The organism is Pseudomonas sp. LAMO17WK12:I1, from assembly GCF_900177315.1.
In the GTDB taxonomy this organism is placed as follows: Bacteria; Pseudomonadota; Gammaproteobacteria; order Pseudomonadales; family Pseudomonadaceae; genus Aquipseudomonas; species Aquipseudomonas marginalis.
The window spans coordinates 1-26,735 of sequence record NZ_FWZV01000011.1 but is presented as its reverse complement, the minus strand read 5'-3'; the positions used below and the strand labels follow the sequence as shown (position 1 = coordinate 26,735).

At 60.7% G+C, this 26,735-nt stretch carries 27 protein-coding genes; 18 read left to right on the top strand and 9 right to left on the bottom strand.

Annotation, left to right across the window (positions count from 1 at the left end; translation table 11 throughout):
- Positions 1-52: 52 nt before the first annotated feature.
- The 14 genes from B9N88_RS20830 to B9N88_RS20765 all read left to right on the top strand — a co-directional run bounded on the left by B9N88_RS20830 (position 53) and on the right by B9N88_RS20765 (position 15,026).
- Complete coding sequence (locus B9N88_RS20830) at positions 53-2,047, top strand: PAS domain-containing sensor histidine kinase (RefSeq protein ID WP_027605904.1); 1,995 nt, start codon at positions 53-55, stop codon at positions 2,045-2,047.
- Positions 2,048-2,065: 18 nt separating this feature from the next.
- Entirely contained in the window at positions 2,066-2,695 is a 630-nt protein-coding gene (locus B9N88_RS20825; protein WP_027605903.1) for a response regulator, read from the top strand.
- Positions 2,696-2,920: 225 nt separating this feature from the next.
- Positions 2,921-4,033 (top strand): ABC transporter ATP-binding protein, encoded by a 1,113-nt coding sequence (locus B9N88_RS20820; protein WP_027605902.1) that lies wholly within the window; start codon positions 2,921-2,923, stop codon positions 4,031-4,033.
- A 43-nt stretch (positions 4,034-4,076) separates the two neighbouring features.
- Positions 4,077-5,117: an ABC transporter substrate-binding protein gene (locus B9N88_RS20815; RefSeq protein WP_027605901.1), complete on the top strand. Its 1,041-nt coding sequence runs from the start codon at positions 4,077-4,079 to the stop codon at positions 5,115-5,117.
- Between the two features lie 95 nt (positions 5,118-5,212).
- On the top strand, positions 5,213-6,460 hold the full coding sequence (locus tag B9N88_RS20810; protein ID WP_027605900.1) for an ABC transporter permease: 1,248 nt from the start codon (positions 5,213-5,215) through the stop codon (positions 6,458-6,460).
- Between the two features lie 12 nt (positions 6,461-6,472).
- The gene (locus B9N88_RS20805) at positions 6,473-7,297 is read left to right on the top strand and encodes an ABC transporter permease (protein ID WP_017739612.1); all 825 of its coding nucleotides are present in this window, start codon (positions 6,473-6,475) and stop codon (positions 7,295-7,297) included.
- Positions 7,298-7,416: 119 nt separating this feature from the next.
- Entirely contained in the window at positions 7,417-8,565 is a 1,149-nt protein-coding gene (locus B9N88_RS20800; RefSeq protein ID WP_027605899.1) for an iron-containing alcohol dehydrogenase, read from the top strand.
- Between the two features lie 84 nt (positions 8,566-8,649).
- Positions 8,650-9,324 carry a ribulose-phosphate 3-epimerase gene (gene rpe, locus B9N88_RS20795; protein ID WP_027605898.1) on the top strand — a complete coding sequence of 225 codons (675 nt, stop codon included), beginning with the start codon at positions 8,650-8,652 and terminating at the stop codon, positions 9,322-9,324.
- Positions 9,321-10,139, top strand: a complete 819-nt coding sequence (locus B9N88_RS20790) for a phosphoglycolate phosphatase (protein ID WP_027605897.1) — start codon at positions 9,321-9,323, stop codon at positions 10,137-10,139. Before rpe ends, B9N88_RS20790 begins: the two co-directional genes overlap by 4 nt.
- Positions 10,140-10,209: 70 nt before the next feature.
- Entirely contained in the window at positions 10,210-11,691 is a 1,482-nt protein-coding gene (gene trpE / locus B9N88_RS20785; protein ID WP_027605896.1) for an anthranilate synthase component I, read from the top strand.
- A gap of 10 nt (positions 11,692-11,701) precedes the next feature.
- Positions 11,702-12,295: an aminodeoxychorismate/anthranilate synthase component II gene (locus tag B9N88_RS20780; RefSeq protein ID WP_024077700.1), complete on the top strand. Its 594-nt coding sequence runs from the start codon at positions 11,702-11,704 to the stop codon at positions 12,293-12,295.
- Between the two features lie 9 nt (positions 12,296-12,304).
- Positions 12,305-13,354 carry an anthranilate phosphoribosyltransferase gene (gene trpD / locus B9N88_RS20775; RefSeq protein WP_027605895.1) on the top strand — a complete coding sequence of 350 codons (1,050 nt, stop codon included), beginning with the start codon at positions 12,305-12,307 and terminating at the stop codon, positions 13,352-13,354.
- Positions 13,351-14,187, top strand: coding sequence for an indole-3-glycerol phosphate synthase TrpC (gene trpC, locus B9N88_RS20770; RefSeq protein ID WP_027605894.1), 837 nt, complete (start codon positions 13,351-13,353; stop codon positions 14,185-14,187). The genes trpD and trpC overlap by 4 nt, the downstream gene beginning before the upstream one ends.
- A gap of 143 nt (positions 14,188-14,330) precedes the next feature.
- The gene (locus B9N88_RS20765) at positions 14,331-15,026 is read left to right on the top strand and encodes a lipoate--protein ligase family protein (RefSeq protein WP_027605893.1); all 696 of its coding nucleotides are present in this window, start codon (positions 14,331-14,333) and stop codon (positions 15,024-15,026) included.
- Here the strand turns inward: B9N88_RS20765 and crp are convergent.
- The gene (crp, locus tag B9N88_RS20760) at positions 15,023-15,667 is read right to left on the bottom strand and encodes a cAMP-activated global transcriptional regulator CRP (RefSeq protein WP_027605892.1); all 645 of its coding nucleotides are present in this window, start codon (positions 15,665-15,667) and stop codon (positions 15,023-15,025) included. The genes B9N88_RS20765 and crp overlap by 4 nt on opposite strands.
- Before the next feature lie 244 nt (positions 15,668-15,911).
- Here crp and B9N88_RS20755 point away from each other — a divergent pair, with 244 nt between their 5' ends.
- Entirely contained in the window at positions 15,912-16,334 is a 423-nt protein-coding gene (locus B9N88_RS20755) for an OsmC family protein (RefSeq protein ID WP_005792019.1), read from the top strand.
- 62 nt (positions 16,335-16,396) lie between these two features.
- Here B9N88_RS20755 and coq7 read toward each other — a convergent pair whose 3' ends face one another.
- The 6 genes from coq7 to hemJ all read right to left on the bottom strand — a co-directional run bounded on the left by coq7 (position 16,397) and on the right by hemJ (position 20,844).
- Positions 16,397-17,044, bottom strand: coding sequence for a 2-polyprenyl-3-methyl-6-methoxy-1,4-benzoquinone monooxygenase (gene coq7, locus B9N88_RS20750; RefSeq protein ID WP_027605891.1), 648 nt, complete (start codon positions 17,042-17,044; stop codon positions 16,397-16,399).
- A gap of 117 nt (positions 17,045-17,161) precedes the next feature.
- On the bottom strand, positions 17,162-17,500 hold the full coding sequence (locus B9N88_RS20745) for a histidine triad nucleotide-binding protein (RefSeq protein WP_010206940.1): 339 nt from the start codon (positions 17,498-17,500) through the stop codon (positions 17,162-17,164).
- A gap of 46 nt (positions 17,501-17,546) precedes the next feature.
- Positions 17,547-18,335 carry an SDR family NAD(P)-dependent oxidoreductase gene (locus tag B9N88_RS20740; RefSeq protein WP_027605890.1) on the bottom strand — a complete coding sequence of 263 codons (789 nt, stop codon included), beginning with the start codon at positions 18,333-18,335 and terminating at the stop codon, positions 17,547-17,549.
- 62 nt (positions 18,336-18,397) lie between these two features.
- Entirely contained in the window at positions 18,398-19,360 is a 963-nt protein-coding gene (locus B9N88_RS20735) for a DUF805 domain-containing protein (protein ID WP_027605889.1), read from the bottom strand.
- A 69-nt stretch (positions 19,361-19,429) separates the two neighbouring features.
- The gene (locus B9N88_RS20730; protein WP_027605888.1) at positions 19,430-20,392 is read right to left on the bottom strand and encodes an NAD(P)H-dependent flavin oxidoreductase; all 963 of its coding nucleotides are present in this window, start codon (positions 20,390-20,392) and stop codon (positions 19,430-19,432) included.
- A 23-nt stretch (positions 20,393-20,415) separates the two neighbouring features.
- On the bottom strand, positions 20,416-20,844 hold the full coding sequence (gene hemJ / locus B9N88_RS20725; RefSeq protein ID WP_027605887.1) for a protoporphyrinogen oxidase HemJ: 429 nt from the start codon (positions 20,842-20,844) through the stop codon (positions 20,416-20,418).
- A 135-nt stretch (positions 20,845-20,979) separates the two neighbouring features.
- Here hemJ and argC point away from each other — a divergent pair, with 135 nt between their 5' ends.
- Positions 20,980-22,014 carry an N-acetyl-gamma-glutamyl-phosphate reductase gene (gene argC / locus B9N88_RS20720; protein ID WP_027605886.1) on the top strand — a complete coding sequence of 345 codons (1,035 nt, stop codon included), beginning with the start codon at positions 20,980-20,982 and terminating at the stop codon, positions 22,012-22,014.
- 165 nt (positions 22,015-22,179) lie between these two features.
- Positions 22,180-22,530 carry an iron-sulfur cluster insertion protein ErpA gene (gene erpA / locus B9N88_RS20715; RefSeq protein ID WP_003176443.1) on the top strand — a complete coding sequence of 117 codons (351 nt, stop codon included), beginning with the start codon at positions 22,180-22,182 and terminating at the stop codon, positions 22,528-22,530.
- A gap of 91 nt (positions 22,531-22,621) precedes the next feature.
- On the opposite strand, the gene B9N88_RS20710 is transcribed toward erpA, so the two are convergent.
- Together B9N88_RS20710 and B9N88_RS20705 are read right to left on the bottom strand one after the other, a co-directional pair.
- Complete coding sequence (locus B9N88_RS20710) at positions 22,622-23,713, bottom strand: anhydro-N-acetylmuramic acid kinase (RefSeq protein ID WP_027605885.1); 1,092 nt, start codon at positions 23,711-23,713, stop codon at positions 22,622-22,624.
- Between the two features lie 3 nt (positions 23,714-23,716).
- Positions 23,717-25,135 (bottom strand): peptidoglycan DD-metalloendopeptidase family protein, encoded by a 1,419-nt coding sequence (locus tag B9N88_RS20705; protein WP_027605884.1) that lies wholly within the window; start codon positions 25,133-25,135, stop codon positions 23,717-23,719.
- A 208-nt stretch (positions 25,136-25,343) separates the two neighbouring features.
- Here B9N88_RS20705 and tyrS point away from each other — a divergent pair, with 208 nt between their 5' ends.
- Positions 25,344-26,543: a tyrosine--tRNA ligase gene (tyrS, locus tag B9N88_RS20700; RefSeq protein WP_027605883.1), complete on the top strand. Its 1,200-nt coding sequence runs from the start codon at positions 25,344-25,346 to the stop codon at positions 26,541-26,543.
- The last annotated feature ends 192 nt before the right edge of the window (positions 26,544-26,735 follow it).

Below are 26,735 nucleotides of genomic sequence, written 5' to 3'. Positions count from 1 at the left end.
CCAGCAGCCTAATGGGTTGGTCAGTATTTGTCAGTGATGTGAGACGTGGATCATGGGTTTTCGCTGTCTGCTGGTTATCGGCTGTTTGTGCCTTGCCTTGATGGCAAACGCCTCCCCCGCGCCCGCCACACCGCAGGCGCAGCTGAATGCGCCGCAGCGCGAATGGCTGGCCCGGCACCCGGAGTTGCGGGTGGGCGTGGTGTTGCAGGCGCCTTACGCGCAATACGACCGACGCCTGCAGCGCTTGTCCGGGGCGAATGTCGAGTTGATGCAGTGGCTGGCCAAGGCGCTGAATATCGAGCTGACCTGGCGCAACTTCCCTGATCAGGAGCAGTTGGAGGCGGCCGTACGCGATGACGAGGTAGACATTGCCCCTGGCCTGCAGCAAACCCCGGCCGGTTTGCGCCTGTGGCAGTTCACCGACCCGTATATGCGTGTGCCTCAACACATTGTCGGCATCCGCGAGGGCGGTGGTGCCGTGGAGCTGGAGAAGCTCGACGGTCAATCCCGGGTTGCCGTGCGCATGCCCAGCGCCGTGGCCGATTACCTGCGCAGTACCTATCCCGGCCTCAACCTGCAAGGCGTGCCCATGGAGCGCCAGGCCTTGCAACTGTTGGTCAGCCAGCAGGCGCGTTATGCCGTGGTGGATGAAGCGCAATTAAGCCGCTTGTCTGCAGAGGCCGAGTTCAGCGGGCTGGCGGTGGTCGGGGACATCGGCCTGCCGCAATTGCTGCGGGTCGCCACGCGCCGGGATTGGCCGGAACTGGCCGGCATCATGGAAAGTGCCCTGAGCGCGATCCCGGCCCGCGACCTGGATCAACTGCACAGTCGCTGGCTGCAACCCAAATACCCACGTTTATCCGAATCCAAAGGCCTTTGGCAGAACCTCAGCCTGCTGCTCGGCCTGTTGCTGCTCGCCAGCCTGGCCGTGGTGTTCTGGCAGCGCCGCCAGCAACGTGTGCTGGAGCATGGCTTGCTGGCCGCCCGCGAAGAAAGCGCCGCCCGTGCCGCCGGTGCCGAAGCGTTGCGCTTGACGCAGTTCTCCATCGACCAGAGCACCGTCGGCATCCTGTGGGTCAACTGGGACAGCCACGTGCGCTACGCCAATCGTGCGGCCGAGAGCATGCTGGGTTACGAGCCCGGTGCACTGATCGAACGGCCGCTGGTCGACCTCGACCCGACCCTGGATATGGACCGCTGGCTCAATTTGTGGAAGCGCGCACGGGCCAGCGAGGAGGGGCCGCAGAATTTCGCCACCGATTGTTTGCGCGCCGATGGCAGCATCCTGCCGGCCAACGTGTCCTTGAGCTTTGTGCGATTTGCCGAGGCTGAATACCTGGTTGTCTACCTGAACGATGTCACCGAACTGCGCCGCACCCTGGCCGCCTTGATGCAAAGTGAAGCGCAACTGCGCGAGTTGTCCGCTCACCTGGAAACCGTGCGCGAAGAAGAAAAGGCGCGCATCGCCCGGGAAGTTCACGACGAACTCGGGCAAATGCTCACGGTGCTCAAGCTGGAAACCTCCATGTGCGAGCTGTCCTATGCGCAACTGGATCCTGGCCTGCACGAGCGCTTGAACAGCATGAAGCGCCTGATCGCCCAACTGTTCCAGTTGGTGCGGGACGTGGCGACGGCGCTGCGCCCGCCGATTCTCGACGCCGGGATTGCCTCGGCGATTGAATGGCAAGCCCGGCGTTTCGAAGCGCGCACGCAGATTCCCTGCCTGGTGCAGGTACCGGATAACCTGCCGACCTTGAGCGATGCCAAGGCCATCGGCCTGTTCCGTATCCTGCAAGAGGCGCTGACCAATGTGATGCGCCATGCCCAGGCGCATACTGTCGAACTGACCCTGGCGGTGGAAGGCACCGACCTGCGGCTGACCATCAGCGACGATGGCGTCGGTTTCGTCCAGGCCCAGGGGCGCCCGGTATCGTTTGGCCTGGTGGGGATGCGCGAGCGCGTGCTGATCATGGGCGGGCAACTGAGCCTGGACAGTCAATTGGGCGAGGGCACCACCCTGAGTGTCACCGTTCCGTTGGATGCATAACGATAAGAGGAAGCCCTTGTGATCCGTGTACTGGTAGCCGAAGACCACACCATCGTTCGTGAAGGCATCAAGCAATTGATCGGCCTGGCCAAGGACCTGCTGGTGGTGGGGGAGGCGAGTAATGGCGAGCAGTTGCTCGAGACCTTGCGCCATGTGCCTTGCGAGGTGGTGTTGCTGGACATCTCGATGCCAGGCGTGAATGGCCTGGAAGCGATTGCGCGCATTCGTGCGCTGAGCAATCCGCCGGCGATCCTGGTGCTGTCGATGCACGATGAGGCGCAAATGGCCGCCCGCGCCTTGAAGGTGGGCGCTGCGGGCTACGCCACCAAGGACAGCGACCCGGCGCTGCTGCTGATGGCGATTCGCAAGGTCGCCGCCGGCGGGCGTTACATCGACCCGGACCTGGCGGACCGCATGGTCTTCGAGGTCGGCCTGACGGATTCAAGGCCCTTGCATTCGCTGCTGTCCGAGCGTGAATTTTCGGTGTTCGAGCGCCTGGCCCAGGGCGCCAACGTCAATGACATCGCCCAGCAACTGGCGTTGAGCAGCAAGACCATCAGCACCCACAAGGCGCGGCTGATGCAAAAGCTCAATATCACCTCCCTGGCGGAGCTGGTGAAGTACGCCATGGAGCACAAGCTCCTCTAACCACATACCCAATAACGACAACCCCAAAACACCGCCGAACCCATTCTTGCCGCGTGCAGCTCGCCTCTTGCCGCTGCCCTGTCCCATCCCCGCCATCCGTGTAGGGCGATCCCTACCCCAAACCTTCCATCCGGCTGATGCCATTCTCTCCTGGCCCCCGATTTCCGGGGGCTCGCGCCTGGACTACGCTTGTGCCACAGCAGTCCAAAATATAAAGGTGCGGGTATGAGCGAGGTGGATTCAAATGATGTGCTGGTCAGCTTTCGTGGCGTGCAGAAGAGCTACGACGGCGAGAACCTGATCGTCAAAGACCTCAACCTGGAGATTCGCAAGGGCGAGTTCCTCACCCTGCTCGGGCCTTCCGGTTCGGGCAAGACCACCAGCCTGATGATGCTGGCCGGCTTCGAAACGCCGACCGCCGGTGAAATCCAGCTGGCCGGACGCTCGATCAACAACGTGCCGCCGCACAAGCGCGACATCGGCATGGTGTTCCAGAACTACGCGCTGTTCCCGCACATGACCGTTGCCGAGAACCTCGCGTTCCCGCTGTCGGTGCGGGGCTTGAGCAAGACCGATATCAGCGAGCGGGTCAAACGCGTGCTGAGCATGGTCCAGCTCGATGCCTTCGCCCAGCGCTACCCGGCGCAACTGTCCGGCGGCCAGCAACAGCGCGTGGCCTTGGCCCGGGCGCTGGTGTTCGAGCCGCAACTGGTGCTGATGGACGAACCCCTCGGCGCCCTCGACAAGCAACTGCGCGAACACATGCAGATGGAGATCAAGCACCTGCACCAGCGCCTCGGCGTGACCGTGGTGTACGTGACCCATGACCAGGGCGAAGCCTTGACCATGTCCGACCGCGTGGCGGTGTTCCACCAGGGCGAGATCCAGCAGATCGCCGCGCCACGTACCTTGTATGAAGAGCCGAAGAACACCTTCGTCGCCAACTTCATCGGTGAAAATAACCGCCTCAATGGTCGCCTGCACAGCCACACCGGCGAGCGCTGCGTGGTGGAGTTGGCGCGCGGCGAGAAGGTCGAGGCGCTGGCGGTGAACGTCGGCCAGATCGGCGGCCCGGTGACCCTGTCGGTGCGCCCTGAGCGTGTCAGCCTCAATGGCTCCAGCGAAAGCTGCGTCAACCGTTTCTCCGGGCGGGTGGCGGAATTCATCTACCTGGGCGACCACGTGCGCGTGCGCCTGGAAGTCTGCGGCAAGACCGATTTTTTTGTGAAACAACCGATCGCCGAGCTGGACCCGGCGTTGGCGGTCGGCGACGTGGTACCGATTGGCTGGCAAGTCGAGCACGTTCGCGCACTCGACCCACTTCTAGAGGCGAATTGATCGCCCCATGGCTTCACCAACCCTGCACGTGGAGAGAACAACAATGTTGAGATCCCTGAAGTATTCCGTCCTGGCCCTGAGCTTGATGGGCGCGACACAGGCCATGGCTGGCCCGGACCTGACCGTCGTGTCCTTTGGCGGTGCGAACAAGGCTGCACAGGTCAAGGCTTTCTATGCACCTTGGGAAAGCGCGGGCAACGGCAAGATCGTCGCCGGCGAGTACAACGGTGAGATGGCCAAGGTCAAAGCCATGGTCGACACCAAGAGCGTGTCCTGGGACCTGGTGGAAGTGGAGTCGCCGGAACTGTCCCGTGGCTGTGATGAAGACATGTTCGAGCCGCTGGACCCGAAACTGTTTGGCAACACCGCCGACTACGTGAAGGGCGCGATCCAGCCGTGCGGCGTGGGCTTCTTCGTATGGTCGACCGTTCTGGCCTACAACGCGGACAAACTGGCTTCTGCGCCAACCAGTTGGGCGGATTTCTGGGACACCAAGAAATTCCCGGGCAAGCGCGGCCTGCGCAAGGGCGCCAAGTACACCCTGGAATTCGCCTTGATGGCCGACGGTGTTGCACCGAAGGACGTGTACAAAGTGCTGGCCGGCAAAGATGGCCAGGACCGTGCGTTCAAGAAACTCGACGAACTCAAGCCCTCGATCCAATGGTGGGAAGCCGGCGCACAACCGCCGCAATACCTTGCCTCGGGTGACGTAGTGATGAGCTCGGCCTACAACGGCCGCATCGCCGCGGTGCAAAAAGAAAGCAACCTGAAAGTGGTGTGGAACGGCGGCATCTACGACTTCGACGCGTGGGCCATCCCTAAAGGCCTGTCCAAGGAACGTGCCGAAGCGGCGAAGAAATTCATCGCCTTCTCGGTGCAGCCGCAGCAGCAGAAGACCTACTCGGAAAACATCGCCTACGGCCCGGCCAACACCCAAGCCGTACCGTTGCTGGCCAAGGACATCCTCAAGGATATGCCGACTACGCCGGAAAACATCGCCAACCAGGTGCAGATCGACGTGAGCTTCTGGGCGGATAACGGCGAGCAGTTGGAGCAGCGCTTCAACTCCTGGGCTGCCAAGTAACACTGCATAACCCTGGGGGAGGGGGCTTGCCCCCTCCCACAAGGGATTTCTTGTGTGTGAAAGATTGCATTCATTTTCAAGATTCGGAGTCAGCCATGGCCATCGCCGTTCCCTCAAACGAGGTCAACAGCCCCACCCTCAAGCAGCGCCTGGCGCGTGCCGAGCGGCTCAATCGCTGGAAGGCCCAGGCCTTGATTGCGCCGCTGGTGCTGTTTTTGCTGCTGGTGTTCCTGGTGCCGATTGTTGCGCTGCTGTTTAAAAGCGTCGGCAACCCGGAAGTGGTGGGCGGTCTGCCGCGTACCGTGGTGGCGGTGACGGCCTGGGACGGTCGTGGTCTGCCGGGTGAGCCGGTGTACCAGGCCCTCAGTGAAGACCTGGGCGAGGCGCGCAAAAACCAGACCCTGGGTGATCTGTCCAAACGCTTGAACATGGAACTGGCCGGCTATCGCAGCCTGCTGACCAAAACCGCGCGGGCGCTGCCGTTTACCGAAGCGCCCGGCTCTTATAAAGAAGCGCTGGAAAACCTCGACGAACGCTGGGGCGACCCGGCGTACTGGCAGGCGATCCGGCGCAATACCAGCAGCCTGACACCGTTCTACCTGCTGGCGGCCGTCGATCACCGCATCGACGACCTCGGCGAAGTGGCCCCGGCCACCCCGGACCAGGCGATTTACCTGGACATCTTCGCCCGCACCTTCTGGATGGGCCTGGTGATCACCGCCATCTGCCTGCTGCTGGCTTATCCGCTGGCGTACTTGCTGGCCAACCTGCCGGCGCGCAAAAGTAACCTGCTGATGATTCTGGTGTTGCTGCCGTTCTGGACCTCGATCCTGGTGCGGGTGGCGGCGTGGATCGTGCTGCTGCAATCCGGCGGGCTGATCAACAGTGCGCTGATGGGCATGGGCCTGATCGACAAACCCCTGGAGCTGGTGTTCAACCGCACCGGGGTCTACATCTCCATGGTGCATATCCTGCTGCCGTTCATGATTTTGCCGATCTACAGCGTGATGAAAGGCATTTCGCCCACCTACATGCGTGCGGCGATCTCCCTGGGCTGTCACCCGTTCGCCAGCTTCTGGCGCGTGTACTTCCCACAGACGTACGCCGGTGTCGGCGCCGGCTGCCTGCTGGTGTTCATCCTGGCGATCGGTTACTACATCACCCCGGCACTGCTGGGCAGCCCGAACGACCAGATGGTCAGCTACTTCGTGGCTTTCTACACCAACACCAGCATCAACTGGGGCATGGCGACGGCGTTGGGCGGCTTGCTGCTGCTGGCGACCGTGGTGCTGTACCTGATCTACAACCGGCTGGTGGGCGCCAGCCGCCTGCGCCTGAGCTGAGGAGACCTTGCGATGCTGAGTCCTTATATGTCACCGGTGGAGCGGGTGTGGTTCTACAGCTTGCGGATCCTCTGCGGCTTGATCCTGTTGTTCCTGATCTTGCCTGTGCTGGTGATCATCCCGCTGTCGTTCAACAGCGGCAGTTTCCTGGTGTACCCGTTGCAAGGCTTCTCGCTGCACTGGTACCAGGATTTCTTCGCCTCGGCGGAATGGATGCGTGCGTTGAAGAACAGCATCATCGTCGCCCCGGCCGCCACGGTATTGGCCATGGTGTTCGGCACCCTGGCGGCGATCGGCCTGACCCGTGGGAATTTTCCCGGCAAGGCGTTGGTGATGGCCCTGGTGATTTCGCCGATGGTGGTGCCGGTGGTGATTATCGGTGTGGCCAGCTACCTGTTTTTTGCGCCATTGGGGCTGGGTAACAGTTTCTTCTCGCTGATCGTGGTGCATGCGGTGCTTGGGGTGCCGTTTGTGATCATCACCGTGTCGGCGACCTTGCAGGGTTTCAACCATAACCTGGTACGGGCGGCGGCCAGCCTGGGTGCCTCGCCCTTGACGGCGTTTCGCCGGGTAACCTTGCCGTTGATTGCACCGGGGGTGATCTCCGGCGCGCTGTTTGCCTTCGCGACGTCGTTCGATGAAGTGGTGGTGACCCTGTTTCTCGCCGGCCCCGAGCAAGCGACCTTGCCGCGCCAGATGTTCAGCGGCATCCGCGAAAACCTCAGCCCGACGATTGCGGCGGCGGCGACCTTGCTGATCGCCTTCTCGGTGTTGCTGTTGCTGACCCTGGAGTGGTTGCGTGGGCGTAGCGAGAAACTGCGCACGGCCCAGGTCTAAAGACCAGTACAGCCCCCCTCCCACAGGGGGGGGTTTGACCATTCAGCGCCTGAATGGAAGACAACCCGATCCAGTCAGCTACTCTTGTGCCAGCCCATCACCGATAAGAGGCCGCGCACATGAGTACTTCCTCATTCAAGATCGCCCACAAACTGCTGACCGGCGCTGGCGCCATCGAGCAACTTGCCGCCGAGCTGACGCGCCTGGATGTGGATAACCCGTTGATTGTCACCGATGCGGTGCTGGTCAAGTCAGGCACGGTGGCGCTGGCACTTGAGCATCTGGGCGAGCGCTCTTATGAGATCTTTGATCGCGTGCTCCCCGACCCGGAAATCTCCATCGTCGAAGACTGCATGCAGGCGTACCGCGACGGTGGCCACGACGGCCTGATCGGCCTGGGGGGCGGCAGTGCCATCGATATTGCCAAAAGCGTTGCCGCCTATGCCGGTTACCACGGCGCCCTGGCGGACTTATTCGGCGTCGACCAGGTGCCGCGCAAGGGCCCGCCGCTGATCGCCATCCCGACCACCGCCGGCACTGGCTCGGAAGTGACCAATGTGGCGATCCTCTCCGACAAGGTCGCGCAGTTGAAGAAGGGCATCGTCAGCGACTACCTGCTGCCGGACGTCGCGTTGATCAGCCCGCAAATGACCCTGACCTGCCCGCGCAGCGTCACCGCCGCCAGTGGCGTGGATGCGCTGGTACATGCCATTGAGTCCTACCTTTCCCTGAACGCCTCGCCGATCACGGATGCCCTGGCCATTGGGGCGATCAAGCTGATCGCCAAGGCGCTGCCCAAGGCCTACGCCAACCCGGCCAACCTGCAGGCCCGCGACGATATGGCCACCGCCAGCCTGATGGCCGGCATGGCCTTCGGTAATGCCGGGGTGGGCGCCGTGCATGCGTTGGCCTACCCGCTGGGCGGGCGGTTCAATATCGCCCATGGCGTCAGCAATGCGCTGTTGCTGCCCTATGTGATGCACTGGAACAAACTGGCCTGTGTCGAGCGTATGCAGGACATTGCCCAGGCCATGGGCGTGAATGTCAGCGGCCTGAGTGTCAACGATGCCGCCGACCAGGCCGTCGAGGCGATGACGCGATTGTGTGCCGCCGTGGAGATTCCTTCCGGCCTGCGCAGTTTCGGGGTTCCCGAGGACGCCATCCCGGCCATGGCCACGGAAGCGGCGGGTATCGAGCGCCTGATGCGTAACAACCCGCGCAAGCTCAGCGCGGCCGATATCGAGAAAATCTATCGGGCGGCGTACTAGCCGTTGAGTTAGGTCACGGTGCGCAGGGCAAAGCATGAGGTATACAATGCGCGCCATCGTGATTTAGCTCAAAAAAGGTGCGTCATGCAGCCCTTCGTTATTGCTCCATCGATTCTCTCCGCCGATTTCGCCCGCCTGGGTGAGGAAGTGGACAAGGTGTTGGCCGCCGGTGCCGACTTCGTGCACTTCGATGTCATGGACAACCACTACGTGCCCAACCTGACCATCGGTCCGATGGTCTGCGCGGCGCTGCGCAAGTACGGCATCACCGCGCCGATCGATGCGCACCTGATGGTCAGCCCGGTGGATCGCATCATCGGTGATTTCGTTGACGCCGGCGCGACCTACATCACCTTCCACCCGGAAGCCTCGCTGCACGTCGACCGCACCTTGCAACTGATCCGCGAGGGCGGTTGCAAGGCCGGCCTGGTGTTCAACCCGGCCACCCCGCTGGACGTGCTCAAGTACGTGATGGACAAGGTCGACATGGTGCTGCTGATGAGCGTCAACCCAGGCTTCGGCGGGCAGAAGTTCATCCCCGGTACCCTCGACAAGCTGCGTGAAGCCCGTGCGCTGATCGATGCGTCGGGTCGCGACATCCGCCTGGAAATCGACGGTGGGGTCAACGTCAACAATATCCGTGAAATCGCGGCTGCCGGCGCCGACACCTTCGTGGCCGGCTCGGCGATCTTCAACGCCCCGGACTATGAGGAAGTCATCGCCAGGATGCGCGCCGAATTGGCGCTGGCGCGTCCATGAGCGGCTTTGAGCAGCTGTTCCCCGGCAAACTGCCACGGCTGGTGATGTTCGATCTGGACGGTACCTTGATCGACTCGGTGCCAGACCTGGCGGCGGCGGTGGACGAGATGCTGCTCAAGCTGGGACGCAAGCCGGCGGGGCTTGCGTCGGTACGCGAGTGGGTCGGCAATGGCGCACCGATGCTGGTGCGCCGGGCCCTGGCCAATCACATCGATGCCGAAGGTGTCGATGAGGTTGAGGCCGAGCACGCCCTGGAACTGTTCAATGTTGCCTATGAGCGCAGCCACGAACTGACCGTGGTCTACCCCGGCGTACGCGACACCCTCAAATGGCTGAGCAAGCAGGGCGTGGAAATGGCCCTGATCACCAACAAGCCGGAGCGCTTTGTCGCGCCGCTGTTGGACCAGATGAAAATCGGCCGTTATTTCCGCTGGATCATTGGTGGCGATACCTTGCCGCAGAAGAAACCCGACCCGGCGGCGCTGTTTTTCGTGATGAAAATGGCCAATATTCCGGCGTCCCAGTCGCTGTTTGTCGGCGATTCACGCAGTGACGTGCTGGCGGCGAAAGCGGCCGGCGTGCAGTGCGTGGCCCTGAGTTACGGCTACAACCATGGTCGTCCGATCGCCGAAGAGTCGCCGTCGCTGGTGATTGATGATCTGAGACTGCTAATCCCCGGTTGCTTGGGAGCTGGCGCTGAGATAACGTTGCCCGACATCGATCCGTCCCCTTCTGGAAATTCCATCGTGGTGGTCACTCGCAAACTCTGGATGAAAGTCATCAAGGCCCTGGCCCGCTGGCGTTGGCGCGCCTGACTGATCCTGGCCGCGCCATGCGGCACGTTTGCATACCTGACTGTTAGACCCTCACGCCACGAGGCACCTCATGATCCGCGAAGAATTCCTGCGTTTGGCCGCTGCCGGCTATAACCGTATCCCCCTGGCCTGCGAAACCCTGGCCGACTTCGACACGCCGTTGTCGATCTACCTGAAACTGGCCGACCAGCCCAACTCCTACCTGCTGGAGTCGGTACAGGGCGGCGAGAAATGGGGCCGTTACTCGATCATCGGCCTGCCATGCCGCACTGTGCTGCGGGTGCACGACCATCATGTGAGCATCACCCATGATGGTGTCGAGATCGAAAGTCATGAGGTCGAAGACCCGCTGGCCTTCGTCGAAGCCTTCAAGGCGCGCTACAACGTGCCGACCATCCCTGGCCTGCCGCGCTTCAACGGCGGCCTGGTGGGGTACTTCGGCTACGACTGCGTGCGCTATGTGGAAAAACGCCTGGGCAAATGCCCGAACCCTGACCCCCTGGGCGTGCCGGACATTCTGCTGATGGTCTCCGATGCGGTGGTGGTGTTCGACAACCTCGCCGGCAAGATGCACGCGATCGTGCTCGCCGACCCGTCCCAGGCCGACGCCTTCGAGCAAGGCCAGGCCAGCCTCGAAGCGCTGTTGGAAAAACTGCGCCAGCCGATCACCCCGCGTCGCGGCCTGGACCTCAGCCGTCCGCCGGCGGCTGATCCGGTGTTCCGCTCCAGCTTTACCCAGGATGACTATGAGCGCGCGGTCGATACCATCAAGGAATACATCCTCGCCGGTGACTGCATGCAGGTGGTGCCGTCGCAACGCATGTCCATCGACTTCAAGGCGGCACCCATCGATCTGTACCGGGCGCTGCGCTGCTTCAACCCGACGCCATACATGTACTTCTTCAACTTTGGCGACTTCCACGTAGTGGGCAGCTCGCCGGAGGTGCTGGTGCGTGTCGAGGACAACCTGATCACCGTGCGCCCGATTGCCGGCACACGCCCGCGTGGCGCGACCGAAGAAGCGGATCTGGCGCTCGAAGAAGACCTGCTCAGCGACGACAAGGAAATCGCCGAACACCTGATGCTGATCGACCTGGGCCGCAATGACACCGGGCGTGTCTCGGAAATCGGCTCGGTGAAGTTGACCGAGAAGATGGTCATTGAGCGTTATTCCAACGTGATGCACATCGTGTCCAACGTCACCGGCGAGCTGAAGGCCGGGCTGACTGCGATGGACGCGTTGCGGGCGATTCTGCCGGCAGGCACCTTGTCGGGGGCGCCGAAGATCCGTGCGATGGAAATCATCGACGAACTGGAGCCGGTCAAGCGCGGTGTCTATGGCGGCGCCGTGGGGTATTTCGCCTGGAACGGCAACATGGACACTGCCATTGCGATTCGCACTGCGGTGATCAAGGACGGGGAGCTGCACGTGCAGGCCGGTGGCGGGATTGTCGCCGACTCGGTGCCGGCCCTCGAATGGGAAGAAACCCTGAACAAGCGCCGCGCGATGTTCCGCGCCGTAGCGCTGGCTGAACAGACCCCCAATTCTTGAGGTTTCCCCCATGTTGCTGATGATTGATAACTACGATTCCTTTACCTACAACGTTGTGCAGTACCTGGGGGAGCTGGGCGCCGAGGTCAAGGTGGTTCGCAATGACGAACTGACCGTGGCCGAAATCGCCGCCCTGAACCCGGAACGTATCGTGGTTTCGCCGGGCCCCTGCACGCCGACCGAGGCGGGTATCTCCCTCGAAGCCATCAAGTACTTCGCCGGCAAGCTGCCGATCCTGGGCGTTTGCCTGGGCCATCAATCCATCGGCCAGGCCTTTGGCGGTGATGTGGTGCGCGCGCGCCAGGTGATGCACGGCAAGACCAGCCCGGTGTTCCATAAAGACCTGGGCGTATTCCAGGCACTCAATAACCCGGTGACCGTGACCCGCTACCACTCGCTGGTGGTCAAGCGCGAAACCCTGCCGGAATGCCTGGAGCTGACGGCCTGGACCCAGCTGGAAGACGGCTCCGTCGACGAGATCATGGGCCTGCGTCACAAGACACTGAATATCGAAGGGGTGCAGTTTCACCCTGAATCGATCCTGACCGAGCAGGGCTACGAGCTGTTCGCCAACTTTCTCAAGCAGAGCGGCGGCACGCGCTAAGGACTTTCCATGGATATCAAGACTGCCCTGAGCCGTATCGTCGGCCATCTGGACCTGAGCACCGCTGAAATGAGCGATGTGATGCGCGAAATCATGACCGGTCAATGCACCGACGCGCAGATCGGCGCTTTCATGATGGCAATGCGCATGAAGAGTGAAAGCATCGACGAGATCGTCGGCGCCGTATCGGTGATGCGTGAGCTGGCGGACAAGGTCGAGCTCAAGACCCTCGACGGCGTGGTCGACGTGGTCGGCACCGGCGGTGACGGTGCGAACATCTTCAACGTCTCGACGGCCTCGTCCTTTGTGGTGGCGGCGGCGGGCTGCACCGTGGCCAAGCACGGTAACCGCGCGGTGTCCGGCAAGAGCGGCAGTGCCGACCTGCTGGAAGCGGCCGGTATCTACCTGAACCTCACGCCGGTACAAGTGGCGCGCTGCATCGACAACGTCGGCATCGGCTTTATGTTTGCCCAGTCCCATCATGGTGCAATGAAGCACGCCGCCGGCCCACGCAAGGACCTTGGCCTGCGTACCCTGTTCAACATGCTCGGCCCGCTTACGAATCCGGCCGGTGTGAAGCACCAGGTGGTAGGCGTGTTCAGCCAGGCGCTGTGCCGGCCATTGGCTGAAGTACTCCAACGCATGGGCAGCAAGCATGTGCTGGTGGTGCATTCCAAAGACGGCCTGGACGAGTTCAGCCTGGCGGCGCCAACGTTTGTGGCGGAGCTGAAGGATGACCAGATCAGCGAATACTGGGTCGAACCGGAAGACTTGGGCATGAAGAGCCAGAGCCTGCACGGCCTGGCGGTGGAAAGCCCGGCGGCGTCCCTGGAGCTGATTCGCGATGCCCTGGGGCGTCGTAAGACCGAGAACGGTCAAAAAGCCGCGGAAATGATTGTTCTGAATGCTGGCGCGGCACTTTACGCAGCCGATCATGCCTATAGTCTTAAGGAAGGTGTCGAATTGGCCCACGATGCGCTGCACACCGGTCTGGCTCGTGAAAAGCTCGAAGAGCTGGGAGCATTCACCGCTGTATTCAAGATGGAGAATGAAGGATGAGTGTGCCGACCGTTCTGGAAAAAATCCTGGCCCGCAAGGCTGAAGAAGTCGCCGAACGCCGTTCCCGTGTGAGCCTGGCCGAGTTGGAAGCCCAAGCGAAAGCCGCTGACGCACCGCGTGGATTTGCCAAGGCACTGATCGCCCAGGCCAAGCTCAAGCAGCCGGCCGTGATCGCCGAGATCAAGAAAGCATCGCCGAGCAAGGGCGTGATCCGCGAAAACTTTGTACCGGCGGAAATCGCTCTCAGCTACGAGAAGGGTGGGGCGACGTGCCTGTCGGTACTCACTGACATCGATTTTTTCCAGGGTTCCGACCTGTTCCTGCAGCAGGCCCGCGCCGCGTGCAAGTTGCCGGTGATCCGCAAGGATTTCATGGTCGATCCGTACCAGATCGTCGAAGCCCGTGCCTTGGGTGCCGACTGTGTGTTGTTGATTGTCTCCGCATTGGATGACGTGAAGATGGCCGAGCTGGCGGCCGTGGCCAAAAGCGTTGGCCTGGATGTGCTGGTGGAGGTGCACGACGGCGATGAGCTGGAGCGCGCGCTGAAAACCCTCGACACACCGCTGGTGGGGGTCAACAACCGTAACCTGCACACCTTTGAAGTCAGCCTGGAAAACACCCTCGACCTGCTGCCGCGTATTCCGCGCGACCGCCTGGTGATTACCGAAAGTGGCATCGTCAACCGTGCCGATGTGGAGCTGATGGAAATCAGTGACGTTTATTCGTTCCTGGTGGGTGAGACCTTCATGCGTGCCGAGAATCCGGGGGCGGAACTGCAGCGTCTGTTCTTCCCGGAGCGTGGCGTGGCGGTCAGTGGTTCCACTCTCGATTGATTTGAAATGCGATCAACGTGTGGGAGGGGGCTTGCCCCCGATGGCGGCGGTTCAGTTGGAGCATTCTCGACTGACACACCGCTATCGGGAGCAGGCCCCCTCCCACATTTGGGGTTGTGTTTATTCAGATAGGTAGGTGCCCATTGATCCAGCCAGTGTCGATGCGTGTTGAAGCAGGCCTTGCCGCCGAGCAAGCCTTGTTGGCCGCCGTTTGCGCGGGTGAGCAGGCGTTTGGGTTGTTGTTCTGGCAGCCCAGCGACCAGGCACTGGTGATGCCGCGCCGCTTGAGCCGATTGCCTGCTTTCGATGTCGCCAGCCGCGTGTCTGCGGATGCCGGTTGGCCGGTGCTCTTGCGCGAAACCGGCGGCGAACCGGTGCCGCAGTCCAGCGCCACGGTCAATATCGCCCTGGTCTACGCTCCGCCGCGCAGTGAGGGTGATCAAGGTCGCATCGAAACCGGTTACCAGCGTCTATGCCAGCCGATCTGCGATTTACTTGTCGAGTTGGGCGGCGATGCCTCCGTCGGGGAAATCGACGGTGCATTCTGCGACGGTCGTTACAACGTCAACCTCAACGGGCGCAAAATGGTCGGTACTGCCCAGCGCTGGCGGCAAGGCGGGGGCCGCCCGGTGGGGTTGGTGCACGGTGCGTTGTTGCTGGATAACGATCGTGAAGAACTGATCGCGGCGGTCAACCGCTTCAACCAAGCCTGCGGCCTGGAGCAACGGGTTCGCGCCGACAGCCATATTGCCCTGCACGAAGCCTTCCCCGCGCCGGACGCAATCAGCCGGCTGGACACCTTGTACCGACAAATGCTGGCCAGCTTCCTGCCGGCTTAACGGGTACCGAACACCACCATCGTCTTGCCTTTGACGTGCACCAGGTTGCGCTCTTCCAGATCCTTGAGCACGCGGCCGACCATCTCCCGTGAACAACCGACAATGCGCCCGATTTCCTGGCGGGTGATCTTGATCTGCATGCCGTCGGGGTGAGTCATTGCATCGGGCTGCTTGCACAGCTCCAGCAAGCAACGGGCCACACGTCCGGTGACGTCGAAGAACGCCAGGTCGCCAACCTTGCGCGTAGTGTCTCGCAGGCGCTGGGCGATCTGACCACTGAGGGCGTAGAGAATATCGGGGTCCTGCTGGGCGAGTTCGCGAAACTTTGCGTAACTGATCTCGGCCACTTCGCACTCGACCTTGGTCCGCACCCAGGCGCTGCGCTCCTGCTCCTTGCCTGCTTGTTCAAACAGCCCCAGCTCGCCGAAAAAATCCCCGGTGTTCAGGTAGGCGATGATCATTTCGCGGCCGTCTTCATCCTCGATCAGGATGGTGACTGAGCCCTTGATAATGAAAAACAGTGTTTCGGAGCGCTCACCGGCGCAGATGATGTTGTGCTTGGCGGGGTGGCGCCGGCGCTGGCAGTGCATCAGCAACTTGTCGAGATTCTTGATCTTGGGTATGGGCGTAAGAGCAACCATGGTTGTATCCCGAAAGGCAGCGCGAGGGGGTTGGAGTTGTTGTACTCAGCGGTATCGGCATTGATACACGTTGTATAAGGGTGGCAATACGCCACTCCTTTGGCGCCAGCTTAACAGACACATTCTGACTCGATTAGCGAATTTTCCGAGTCAGCTCCGTTATTGATCGCTTTGATGGGAAGCGCGGTTGCGCCCGGGCCCTGTGCTAAGCTGGCGACCCTTTTTTAGCAGTGGAGTCTGGGCGATGAAGGCACGCATCCAATGGGCGGGCGAAGCCATGTTCCTCGGTGAGTCGGGCAGTGGCCATGTGGTGGTCATGGATGGCCCGCCGGAAGCCGGTGGCCGTAACCTGGGCGTACGCCCGATGGAAATGCTCCTGCTTGGTGTGGGCGGTTGCAGCAATTTCGACGTGGTCAGCATCCTGAAAAAATCCCGCCAGGCCGTGGAAAGCTGCGAAGCCTTCCTGGAAGCCGAGCGCGCCACTGAAGATCCCAAGGTGTTCACCAAGATCCACATGCATTTCGTGGTGAAGGGACGGGCGTTGAAAGAGGCCCAGGTCAAGCGTGCCATCGAGCTGTCTGCCGAGAAGTATTGCTCGGCGTCGATCATGCTCGGCGCGGCGGGTGTGGCCATCACCCATGATTACGAGATCATCGAGTTGGGTTGACCGCCAATCGGCAAAAGAAAAGGGCGCTTCGATAGCGCCCTTTTTTGCAGCCGCAGGTTTAGTCAGATGCGGTAGGTGCTTTTGGTCATGACCTTGGCCAGCAGGCTCATGCCGAATCGCACTGGCGCCGGGAAGCGGAAACCGCCGGCATCCAATGCACTTTCGGCGTGGTGCTCCTCATCAATACGCATCTGCTCAAGAATCGCCCGGGACTTTTCGTCATCGGCCGGCAGTTGCTCCAGATGTTCATCCAGGTGCTTGCACACTTGATGTTCCGTCGCGGCGACAAAGCCGAGGCTGACCTTGTCGCTGATCAAACCGGCAGCCGCGCCGATGCCGAATGACAAACCGTAGAACAGCGGGTTGAGCACGCTGGGATGGCTACCCAACTGGCGAATACGTTGCTCGCACCAGGCCAGGTGATCGATTTCTTCCTCGGCCGCATGCTCCATGGCCGCGCGCACCTGCGGCAGCTTGGCGGTCAGGGCCTGGCCCTGGTACAGCGCCTGGGCACAGACTTCACCGGTATGGTTGATACGCATCAGGCCTGCGACATGGCGGGTCTCGGTCTCGCTCATCTGCGCGTCAGGCTGCACGATGGCGGGCGACGGGCGGTACGGTTGGCCGCTGAAGGGCAGCAGTGTGCGCATGGCCATGTCGGCTTGCAGCAACAGACGGTCAATGGGCGAGTAGTGACGTTGGGTAGTCATGCTGACCTCCGGGAAGAATCTCGGCGGCCAGTTTACCGCAAGAGAGAGGAACGCGTTTGCCCTGAGTCAAGGGCATGGGGTCGCAGCCTTGGGCTGCGCCCCTTGTAGCGGGCTATTTCAGCCCGGCGGCCAGTTCATCTGGCGCTGGCCCAGCACATGCATATGGATGTGGTAAACGGTCTGCCCGCCTTTCGGGTTGCAGTTCATCACCACCCGGAAGCCTTCTTCACAGCCTTGTTCCACCGCCAGGCGCTGGGCAGTGAACAGAATATGGCCGGCCAGGGCTTTGTCTTCCTCGGTCAGGTCATTGAGGGTGGGGATGTGTTTTTTCGGGATGACCAGGAAATGCACGGGCGCTGCCGGGTGGATGTCCTTGAAGGCCAGGACTTGATCATCTTCATAGATGATATCCGCAGGTATTTCCCGGTTGATGATTTTGGTGAACAGAGTATCCACAGCTGTTTCTCCATTATGAAAGTGCAAGGTGAGTGTACCCAGGCGATCAGCGCGGGCAATAGGCCTTGTTGATCGCCCCGGCGATCTTGCGAGTCAACCAGCGCGGGCTGAAACGCGGGCTGAAGGCCAGCCAGCGATTACGTCGTCCAGGAATGATGATGGCTTTGTTCTTTTCCAGTGCGCGCACGGTATAGAGCGCCACTTCTTCCGGGCTCATCAATTGCTCGCTGCGCTCGAGTCTGGCGGTGTCCATCTGCGCCGTACCGAAGAAGGCGGTGCGCGTAGGACCGGGGCAAAGCACCGAGACCTTGATGCCACAGGTCTTCAGTTCTTCGCGCAAGCCTTCGGAGAAATGCAGCACGTAGGCCTTGCTGGCGTAGTAGCTGCTCATCCACGGGCCGGGTTGGAACGCGGCGACCGAGGCGACGTTGAGAATCTGCCCGCCACCGTGCAGCGCCATGGTGTTGCCCAGGGCGTGACACATGCGGGTGAGGGCAAGGATGTTGACTTCGATGAGGTCTTGTTCGGTCATCCAGTCCTGGGCCAGGAATGGCCCGCTGGTGCCAATGCCGGCGCAGTTCACCAGCAAATCGATCTGCCGCTCGCCTTCTTCCAGCTCCAGCAGGAACCCGGACAAGCGCAATGGCTCGCCGAGATCGCATGCCCGAAACAGCACCTCGACGCCGAAGCGTTGGGTCAATTCGATTGCAATGTTTTCCAACTGATCACGCTGGCGGGCCACCAGAATCAAGCTGCGGCCGCGACGGGCCAGGGCTTCGGCCAAAGCCAGGCCGATGCCGCTGGAGGCACCGGTGATCAGAGCGTAACGGGTCATGCCTTTCTCCATCGCAACACGCCGCGCCTGGGATGGAGGCATCGCAGGCGCGGCGCGTTTCTTTACTGTTCTGGAGAGTCTACAGGTTCGGCCGCGTCGTCAGCACTTTGCGCGTCTTCTTCGTCGACGATCACGCTTTGATCGGCGTCTTCATCGGAAGTGATGGAGCTGCTTTCGTAGCTGCTGTCCACGTTGGTTTCGAGTTGATCCAGGTAGCCGTTCATGCCCAGCGACACCACGATGATGAGCATCAGCGGGATGAATGCCAGCCACAGCGAGGCCAGGACCTTCACCGCGGTGGAGTTGCGCGGTGGCGGTGCGCCGTACTGGTTGGCGCCGGTGTTACCTGGCATGACCAACAGCAGCAGCGGGAAAATACTGTTCACCAGCGGTACCAGGTTCAGCAGGTACAACCAGCCGGACCAGCCCAGATCGTGCAGGCGCTGCACGCCGATCTGCACGCTCACGACCACAACCGCGACGAACAGCGCGAAGCCCAGCAGCGAGCCGAGGATAATGGCTATCGTCGGCGACGCGGTTGCGATGGCAAAGCCCACAGTACTGAGGATGCCGGCTGCGACGAGCATGGCGACTGTCAGTACCAGCGTCCATGCCAGGTACCGCAGACGACCAATACGGCCATTGATGGTGAAGACCTTGAGGGTGGCGTATTCCGGCAGGCTTTCACCTACGGCGGCACGCGGTGGTGCGTACGGCGAAGCCGCAGGACGGGAGAAGTCCGCAGCGCTGGAATCTGTTTCGTGGGTTTCGGCAAGGCTGAAGGCTACGGGCTGTTCGGCCTCGATACGCGCGTCGACCCCGGCGTTTTTCAGCGCGGTGAGGTAGGTTTCGGCGTCGGGGCGGGACAGGTCGCGTTTCAGTGCAACAACGCGGCCGGTGAAGAGTTTCTCGATGTCCTCGACCGTGCTCTTGAACAGTTCAGCCAGGTTCAGCTTGGCTGTGGTGCTTTCGACACCCGGGAGCAGGGCCCCATCAAACACAATCTTGAAACGGTTGTCGCTCATGCGGGCATCCTTGTCACTGAATCAGTGGGGTAGTGCAGGCCTGCTCGATCGGCAGGCCTTGCGGTTGGGTCAGCGTGGCCAGCGCAACTGTGTCGCCTGCTCGCGCGCCTTGCGGTATTCGGCATCCAGGCGGGCAACGAGTTCATCGACGCCGGGTAAATCATTAATCTCACCGACACCTTGGCCTGCAGACCATACGGTCTTCCAGGCCTTGGCTTCGTCGCTCAGCGGCTTGAGCTTGGAGCCGAAGTTTACTTCGCCTTTGCCCTGCAGGGCAGCGAGGTCGAAACCGGCATTTTCCAGGCTCTGGCGCATAAAGCTTGCGGGCACGCCGGAGACTGCGGGAGTGTGCACGATGTCGGCGGCGCGCGATGTGAGCAGCATCTCTTTATACGCATCCGGGGCGTGGCTTTCGGTGGTACCGATAAACCGTGTGCCGAAATACGCCAGGTCTGCCCCCAGCAACTGGGCGGCGAGTATCTCATGGCCGTGGTTAAGGCAGCCGGCCAGCAGCAGGGTTTTGTCGAAGAATTGGCGAATCTCCGCGATCAGCGAAAACGGGCTCCAGGTACCGGCATGGCCACCGGCGCCTGCGGCCACGGCGATCAGGCCGTCGACACCGGCTTCAGCGGCTTTTTCGGCATGGCGACGGGTAGTGACATCGTGAAACACCAGGCCGCCATAGCTGTGCACCGCATCTACCACTTCTTTCACTGCGCCCAGGCTGGTAATCACGATCGGCACCTTGTGCTCAACACAGATCGCCAGGTCAGCCTCAAGGCGAGGGTTGCTGTTGTGCACGATCAGGTTGACGGCGTAGGGGGCAGGATTGTCCAGCTGCGCCAGGCCCGCTTCGATTTCCTCCAGCCAGGCCTTGAAGCCACTGCTCTCGCGCTGGTTGAGCGCCGGGAAGCTGCCGACCACGCCGTTGCGGCAGCAGGCCAGCACCAATTGCGGATTGGAAATCAGGAACATCGGCGCCACCACCACGGGCAGGTGCAGACGTTGTTCAAGCAGAGTGGGCAGCGACATTGGAGGTACCCCGAGTAATGACGTTAGAACGGTTTGACCACGACCAAAATTACGATAGCCAGCAATATCAGAACCGGGACTTCATTGAACCAGCGATAAAAGACATGGCTGCGGGTGTTTTCGCCACGGGCGAAACGTTTTACCTGCGCGCCGCACATATGGTGGTAGCCAATCAGGAACACTACCAGGGTCAACTTGGCGTGGATCCAGGCGCCCGATTGAAAGATGCCGGGGTTAAGGGCTATCAGCCAGATACCGAACACCAGGCTGGCCAGCATCGCCGGGCCCATGATGCCGCGGTAGAGCTTGCGCTCCATGACGCTGAAGCGTTCCTTGCTGACAGTGTCCTCGCTTTGAGCGTGGTAGACGAACAGGCGCGGCAGGTAGAACAGCCCGGCAAACCAGCAGACGATGCTGACGATATGGAAGGCTTTGACCCATAGATAAAGCATTTTTAGTTATTCCCAGGTTCACGGTAGCGCAGATAGTAGTGGCTCATGCGCCCATACGTCACGTTGACGGTTGTCGCAGGACGATACGGCCCCTATTATCGACGGCTTTCCAGTGGGTTCGTTGAGGGCAGGTTTATGGTCAAGGTCGGTATCGTCGGCGGCACGGGTTACACCGGTGTCGAATTGCTGCGTCTGTTGGCCCAGCATCCGCAAGCTGAGGTGGTGGTCATTACCTCTCGATCCGAGGCCGGCCTGGCCGTGGCCGATATGTACCCGAACCTGCGAGGCCACTACGACGGCCTGGCGTTCAGTGTTCCGGACATCAACACCCTTGGTGCCTGCGATGTGGTGTTCTTTGCCACCCCCCATGGCGTTGCCCATGCGTTGGCTGGCGAACTGCTGGCCGCTGGTACCAAGGTCATCGACCTGTCGGCGGACTTCCGCCTGCAAGACGCCGACGAATGGGCCAAGTGGTACGGCCAGCCTCACGGTGCACCGGAACTGTTGGAAGAGGCGGTGTACGGCCTGCCGGAAGTCAATCGTGAGCAGATCAAGCAGGCACGCTTGATCGCCGTGCCGGGTTGCTACCCGACGGCGACGCAACTGGGCTTCCTGCCGTTGCTCGAGGCCGGGCTGGCGGATGCTTCGCGCCTGATCGCAGACTGTAAGTCGGGTGTCAGCGGTGCCGGTCGTGGAGCAGCGGTAGGTTCCTTGTACTCCGAGACGTCGGAAAGCATGAAGGCTTACGCAGTAAAAGGGCATCGCCATCTGCCGGAGATTCGTCAGGGGCTGCGTCGCGCCGCCGGCAAAGACGTAGGCCTGACCTTCGTGCCACACCTGACGCCGATGATTCGTGGCATTCATTCCACGTTGTACGCCACCGTGGTCGATCGTTCGGTAGACCTACAGGCGTTGTTTGAAAAGCGTTATGCCAACGAGCCGTTCGTCGATGTAATGCCTGCTGGCAGCCATCCGGAAACCCGCAGTGTGCGAGGCGCCAACGTGTGTCGGATTGCGGTGCATCGTCCGCAGGATGGTGACCTGGTGGTGGTGTTGTCGGTGATCGACAACCTCGTCAAGGGCGCGTCGGGCCAGGCGGTGCAGAACATGAACATCCTGTTTGGCCTGGATGAAAAGCTGGGTCTGTCCCACGCCGGCATGCTGCCTTAAGACGATTGGCAAAGTGTGCAAAAGGCCCGTTGATCGGGCCTTTTGTGTTTCTAATGGCGGCGATGCAGATTGATATACCGTAACAATAGTTGACCGCTTTTCTAGGAGAAGCGGATAATGCCCGCCATTACGCATATGGCGGCGCTACGCCGGGAGATTATCAGCATGAGCGTTGAATCCTTCACCCCCACGGCTTTGCAATTTACCCACGGTGCTGCGCACAAGGTGAAGAGCCTGGTCGATGAAGAGGGTAATGATCGCTTGAAGCTGCGCGTATTCGTTACGGGCGGCGGTTGTTCAGGGTTTCAGTACGGTTTCACCTTCGATGAAGATGTGGCCGACGATGACACCATCGTTGAGCGTGAGGGCGTTAGCCTGGTCGTGGACCCGATGAGCTTCCAATACTTGGCAGGTGCCGAGGTGGATTACCAGGAGGGTCTGGAGGGTTCGCGTTTCGTGATCAAGAACCCTAACGCGACCACCACCTGTGGTTGCGGCTCTTCGTTCTCGATCTGATCGACAGCCTGATCTACAACGAATAAAAACGCCGCGTGGCTTTGATCGGCCAAGCGGCGTTTTGCTGTCTGCGATTCTGGCGAGGTGTTCGTCAGGCGGGGTAGATCGCGCCAAGTACCCTTAGCCCGCGTGCGCCGGTGACACTGGGCCGGTTGGCGGCAATGCCTTCCAGGCAGCAGTGAGCCAGCCAGGCGAAGGCCATGGCTTCGACCCAGTCCGGGTCTACGCCGTGGGTGGCGGTGCTGCTGACTTGAGTGGATGGCAACAACGCGGCCAGACGATTCATCATTGTGGTGTTATGGGCGCCGCCGCCACAGACGAGTAACGTTTCTGTCTCGGGCTGCGCGGTTTGCAGGGCCTCGACGATGGTCAGGGCAGTCAGCTCCAGCAGGCTGGCCTGTACGTCCTGGGGTTCAAAGGCGGGCAGGCGGCCAAGATGCTGGTGCAGCCACTCGAGGTTGAACACTTCACGGCCGGTGCTTTTCGGGCCTTTGGTCAGGAAGAATGGATCGCTGAGTAGGGCCGTGAGTAGTTGAGGCTCGACCTTGCCACTACCCGCCCACTGCCCATCACGGTCAAAGTGTTCGCCGCGCTGCTGTTGAATCCAGGCGTCCAGCAGCACATTGCCTGGGCCGCAGTCGAAGCCGGCTACGGGCTTGCCGGTTTCGATCAAGCTGAGATTGCTGAAGCCCCCAATATTCAACACTGCACGGTTGCCGGTGCTTTCGCCAAACAACGCCTCATGAAAGGCGGGCACCAGAGGCGCGCCCTGGCCGCCAGCGGCAACGTCGCGGCTGCGGAAGTCGCTGACTACGCTGATGCCCGTCAGCTCCGCAAGCAATGCCGGGTTGCCGATCTGCACGGTAAAGCCTCGGGCGGGTTCGTGACGGATGGTCTGGCCATGGCTGCCGATCGCGCGTATGTCTTGAGGCTTGAGGTCGTGCTGGTCGAGCACCGTGTGAATGCCGTGGGCGGCGAGTGTGACCCAATGCTGCTGGGCTATCGCTGAGCGGGCAATCTCATCCGGGCCGCTGGCGCACAGGCTTAACAGCTCTGCGCGCAGGGTGTCCGGCATCGGTGTGTAGTGGGTGGCGATCAGATTGATCGCCGAGCCTTGTTCGATCAGGGCGATGTCCAGGCCATCGAGGCTGGTCCCGGACATTACACCTATATAGAACGGCATACCTTAACGCTTCGCCGAAGCAAGCAGGGTAGAGCGCTCCTGGTCCATGCGCGCCATCAGCGGCTGGCTCTGTTGCATAAAGCGTGCGCGCTCGGCCTTGGCAATCGGGTCGGCCATCGGCAGCTTCTGTCCCAATGGGTCAACGTGCACACCATTGACCTGGAACTCGTAGTGCAAGTGCGGGCCGGTGGACAGGCCAGTGGTGCCGATGTAACCGATTACTTGGCCTTGCTTCACGTTGCCGCCGGTTTTCACACCCTTGGCGAAACCTTGCATATGGCCATACAGGGTGCGGTAGGTGTTGCCGTGCTGGATGATCACCGTGTTGCCGTAGCCACCGCGGCGTCCTGCGAGCAGGACCTTGCCATCGCCGGCCGCCTTGATAGGCGTACCGCGTGGGGCGGCATAGTCGACGCCTTTGTGGGCGCGGATTTTGTTCAGAATTGGATGCTTGCGACCCATGGAGAAACGCGAGCTAATACGAGCGAAATCCACCGGGGTGCGGATAAAGGCCTTGCGCATGCTGTTGCCGTCGGCGGTGTAGTAGCTGCTGTTGCCTTGCTTGTTGGTGTAACGCACTGCGGTGTAGGTCTTGCCACGGTTGGTGAAGCGTGCGGAGAGAATGTTGCCGGTGCCGACCACTTTGCCGTTGGCGACTTTCTGCTCGTAGATCACGTCGAATTCATCACCCTGGCGGATGTCCTGGGCGAAGTCGATGTCGTAGCCAAACACGCTGGCCATGTCCATGGTCATGCTATGGGACAAGCCGGCGCGCGCGGCAGATTGCGACAGTGAGCTGTTGATCACGCCGTGAACGTAGGCAGAGCGCATGACTGGCTTGGTGGTAATACGGTTGAAGGCAAAGCCTTTGGCGCCCTTGGTCAGGGAGATGCTCTCGAGGTCACTGACGCTGGTGTGCAGGTTGTTCAGCTGACCGTCTGGTGTCAGTTCGAACTCCAGTTTCTGGCCGTGTTTGAGCTGGGTGAATTGCTTGGCTTGTTTATCGCTGGCCAGTACATCGTTAACGGTGGCTGCGGGAAGGCCTACCTTCTCGAACAGGGTCGAAAGCGTATCGCCTTTCGCCACGATCACTTCGCGGTGTTGAGGGTTCTTGGCAGTGTCTACTACGGGTTTTCTCTGTTCTTGAACGGCTTGCTGGGTGTCTTCCTGCGTGTTTTCGATCTGGGCAAACGGCGATTCAGTGGGAGCATTTGTGGCTTGTTGGGCGTCGGAAGCGTCTTGATCTTGTGTCAGTTGTTCAACTGGACTCTCCAAGTCAAGGCTCAGGGATGTTCGTTTGGCTTCTACGTCACTGGAAGGGAATACCAGGAGTGCCAGGCTGAGAAGGGCGGCGATACCACTTGCTGCGAGCAGGTGGGTCTTCGGGTAAAGCGGCGGCGCTTTAGACGGTTCAGTGGTCATAGGTAATTTGACTTTGAAGATGAAATGGAAAAGATGAATGACATGATGAAGATGAAATAACTGTATAAAATATAACCAAATCATCTGTGGCGCAAGCTCGCGAACGCTGGGCTTGCTGAACGGTGTCCGTGCGCAGGGCAAAACTTGTAATTAGTCCCTGATCTTGTATGGTTGGTTCCCTTTTGAATCTGAGCCTTGCGGGTCTGTTATGAAGTCGGTTGAAGAGCAGCTAGCGCTGATAAAACGTGGTGCGGAAGAACTGTTGGTCGAGGCCGAGCTGATCGAAAAGCTCAAGCGTGGCCAGCCCCTGCGTATTAAGGCTGGCTTCGATCCAACGGCGCCGGACCTGCACCTGGGTCATACCGTGCTTATTAATAAGCTGCGTCAGTTCCAGGAGCTGGGGCATCAGGTGATCTTCCTTATAGGTGATTTCACCGGGATGATCGGTGATCCGAGCGGTAAGAGTGCGACACGCCCGCCGCTGACCCGTGAGCAGGTTCTCGATAATGCCGAGACCTATAAGACCCAGGTATTCAAGATTCTTGATCCGGCCAAGACCGAGGTGGCGTTTAACTCCACCTGGATGGATCAGATGGGGCCGGCGGACTTCATTCGCCTCACTTCCCAGTACACCGTGGCGCGCATGCTTGAGCGTGATGACTTCGATAAGCGCTATTCAACCAATCAGCCGATCGCGATTCATGAGTTCCTGTATCCGCTGGTTCAGGGTTATGACTCGGTAGCGCTGCGCGCGGATGTTGAGTTGGGTGGTACCGACCAGAAATTCAACCTGCTGATGGGGCGTGAGTTGCAGCGTGCTTATGGTCAGGAGGCTCAGTGCATCCTGACCATGCCGTTGTTGGAAGGATTGGATGGCGTCAAGAAAATGTCCAAGTCCCTGGGCAACTATGTCGGCATCCAGGAAGCTCCGGGTGTGATGTACGGCAAGCTGGTCTCTATCCCGGATGCCTTGATGTGGCGCTACTTCGAACTGTTGAGCTTCCGCTCGATGGATGAGATCGATGCGCTGCGTGCGGATGTAGAGGCGGGTGCCAATCCGCGTGACGTGAAGATCAAGCTGGCGGAAGAGATCGTTGCGCGCTTCCATGGTGAAGAGGCTGCGGCCAGTGCTCACCGTGCGGCGGGTAACCGCATGAGAGATGGCGAGCTGCCGGATGATCTGCCTGAGATTGAATTGACGGCTACTGAGGCCATGCCGATTGCGGCAGTCCTTAATAAGGCTGGTCTGGTGAAGAACTCGGCGGTCGCGCGTGACCTTCTGGGGTCTGGTGGTGTGCGTATAGATGGTGAGGTGGTGGATCGCACCTTTATATACGAACTGGGTGCTACCCACGTTTGTCAGGCGGGGAAGAAGGCATTTGCGCGTATTACGCTCAAATCCGAATAAACCTGAAATTAAGTGTTGACGGCGAATTGTATCTGTCTATAATTCGCCCCACTTCCGGCGCAGTCGAAACGTAAAACTCCTTGCTAAACAATGAGTTATGCAGAATAAGACAGCGGATTGCTTCAGTTCATCGAAGCCCAGAAGGCGTTGGTAGAGTCGTGTTGTTTGGCGCTATTAACGATTCGATCTTCT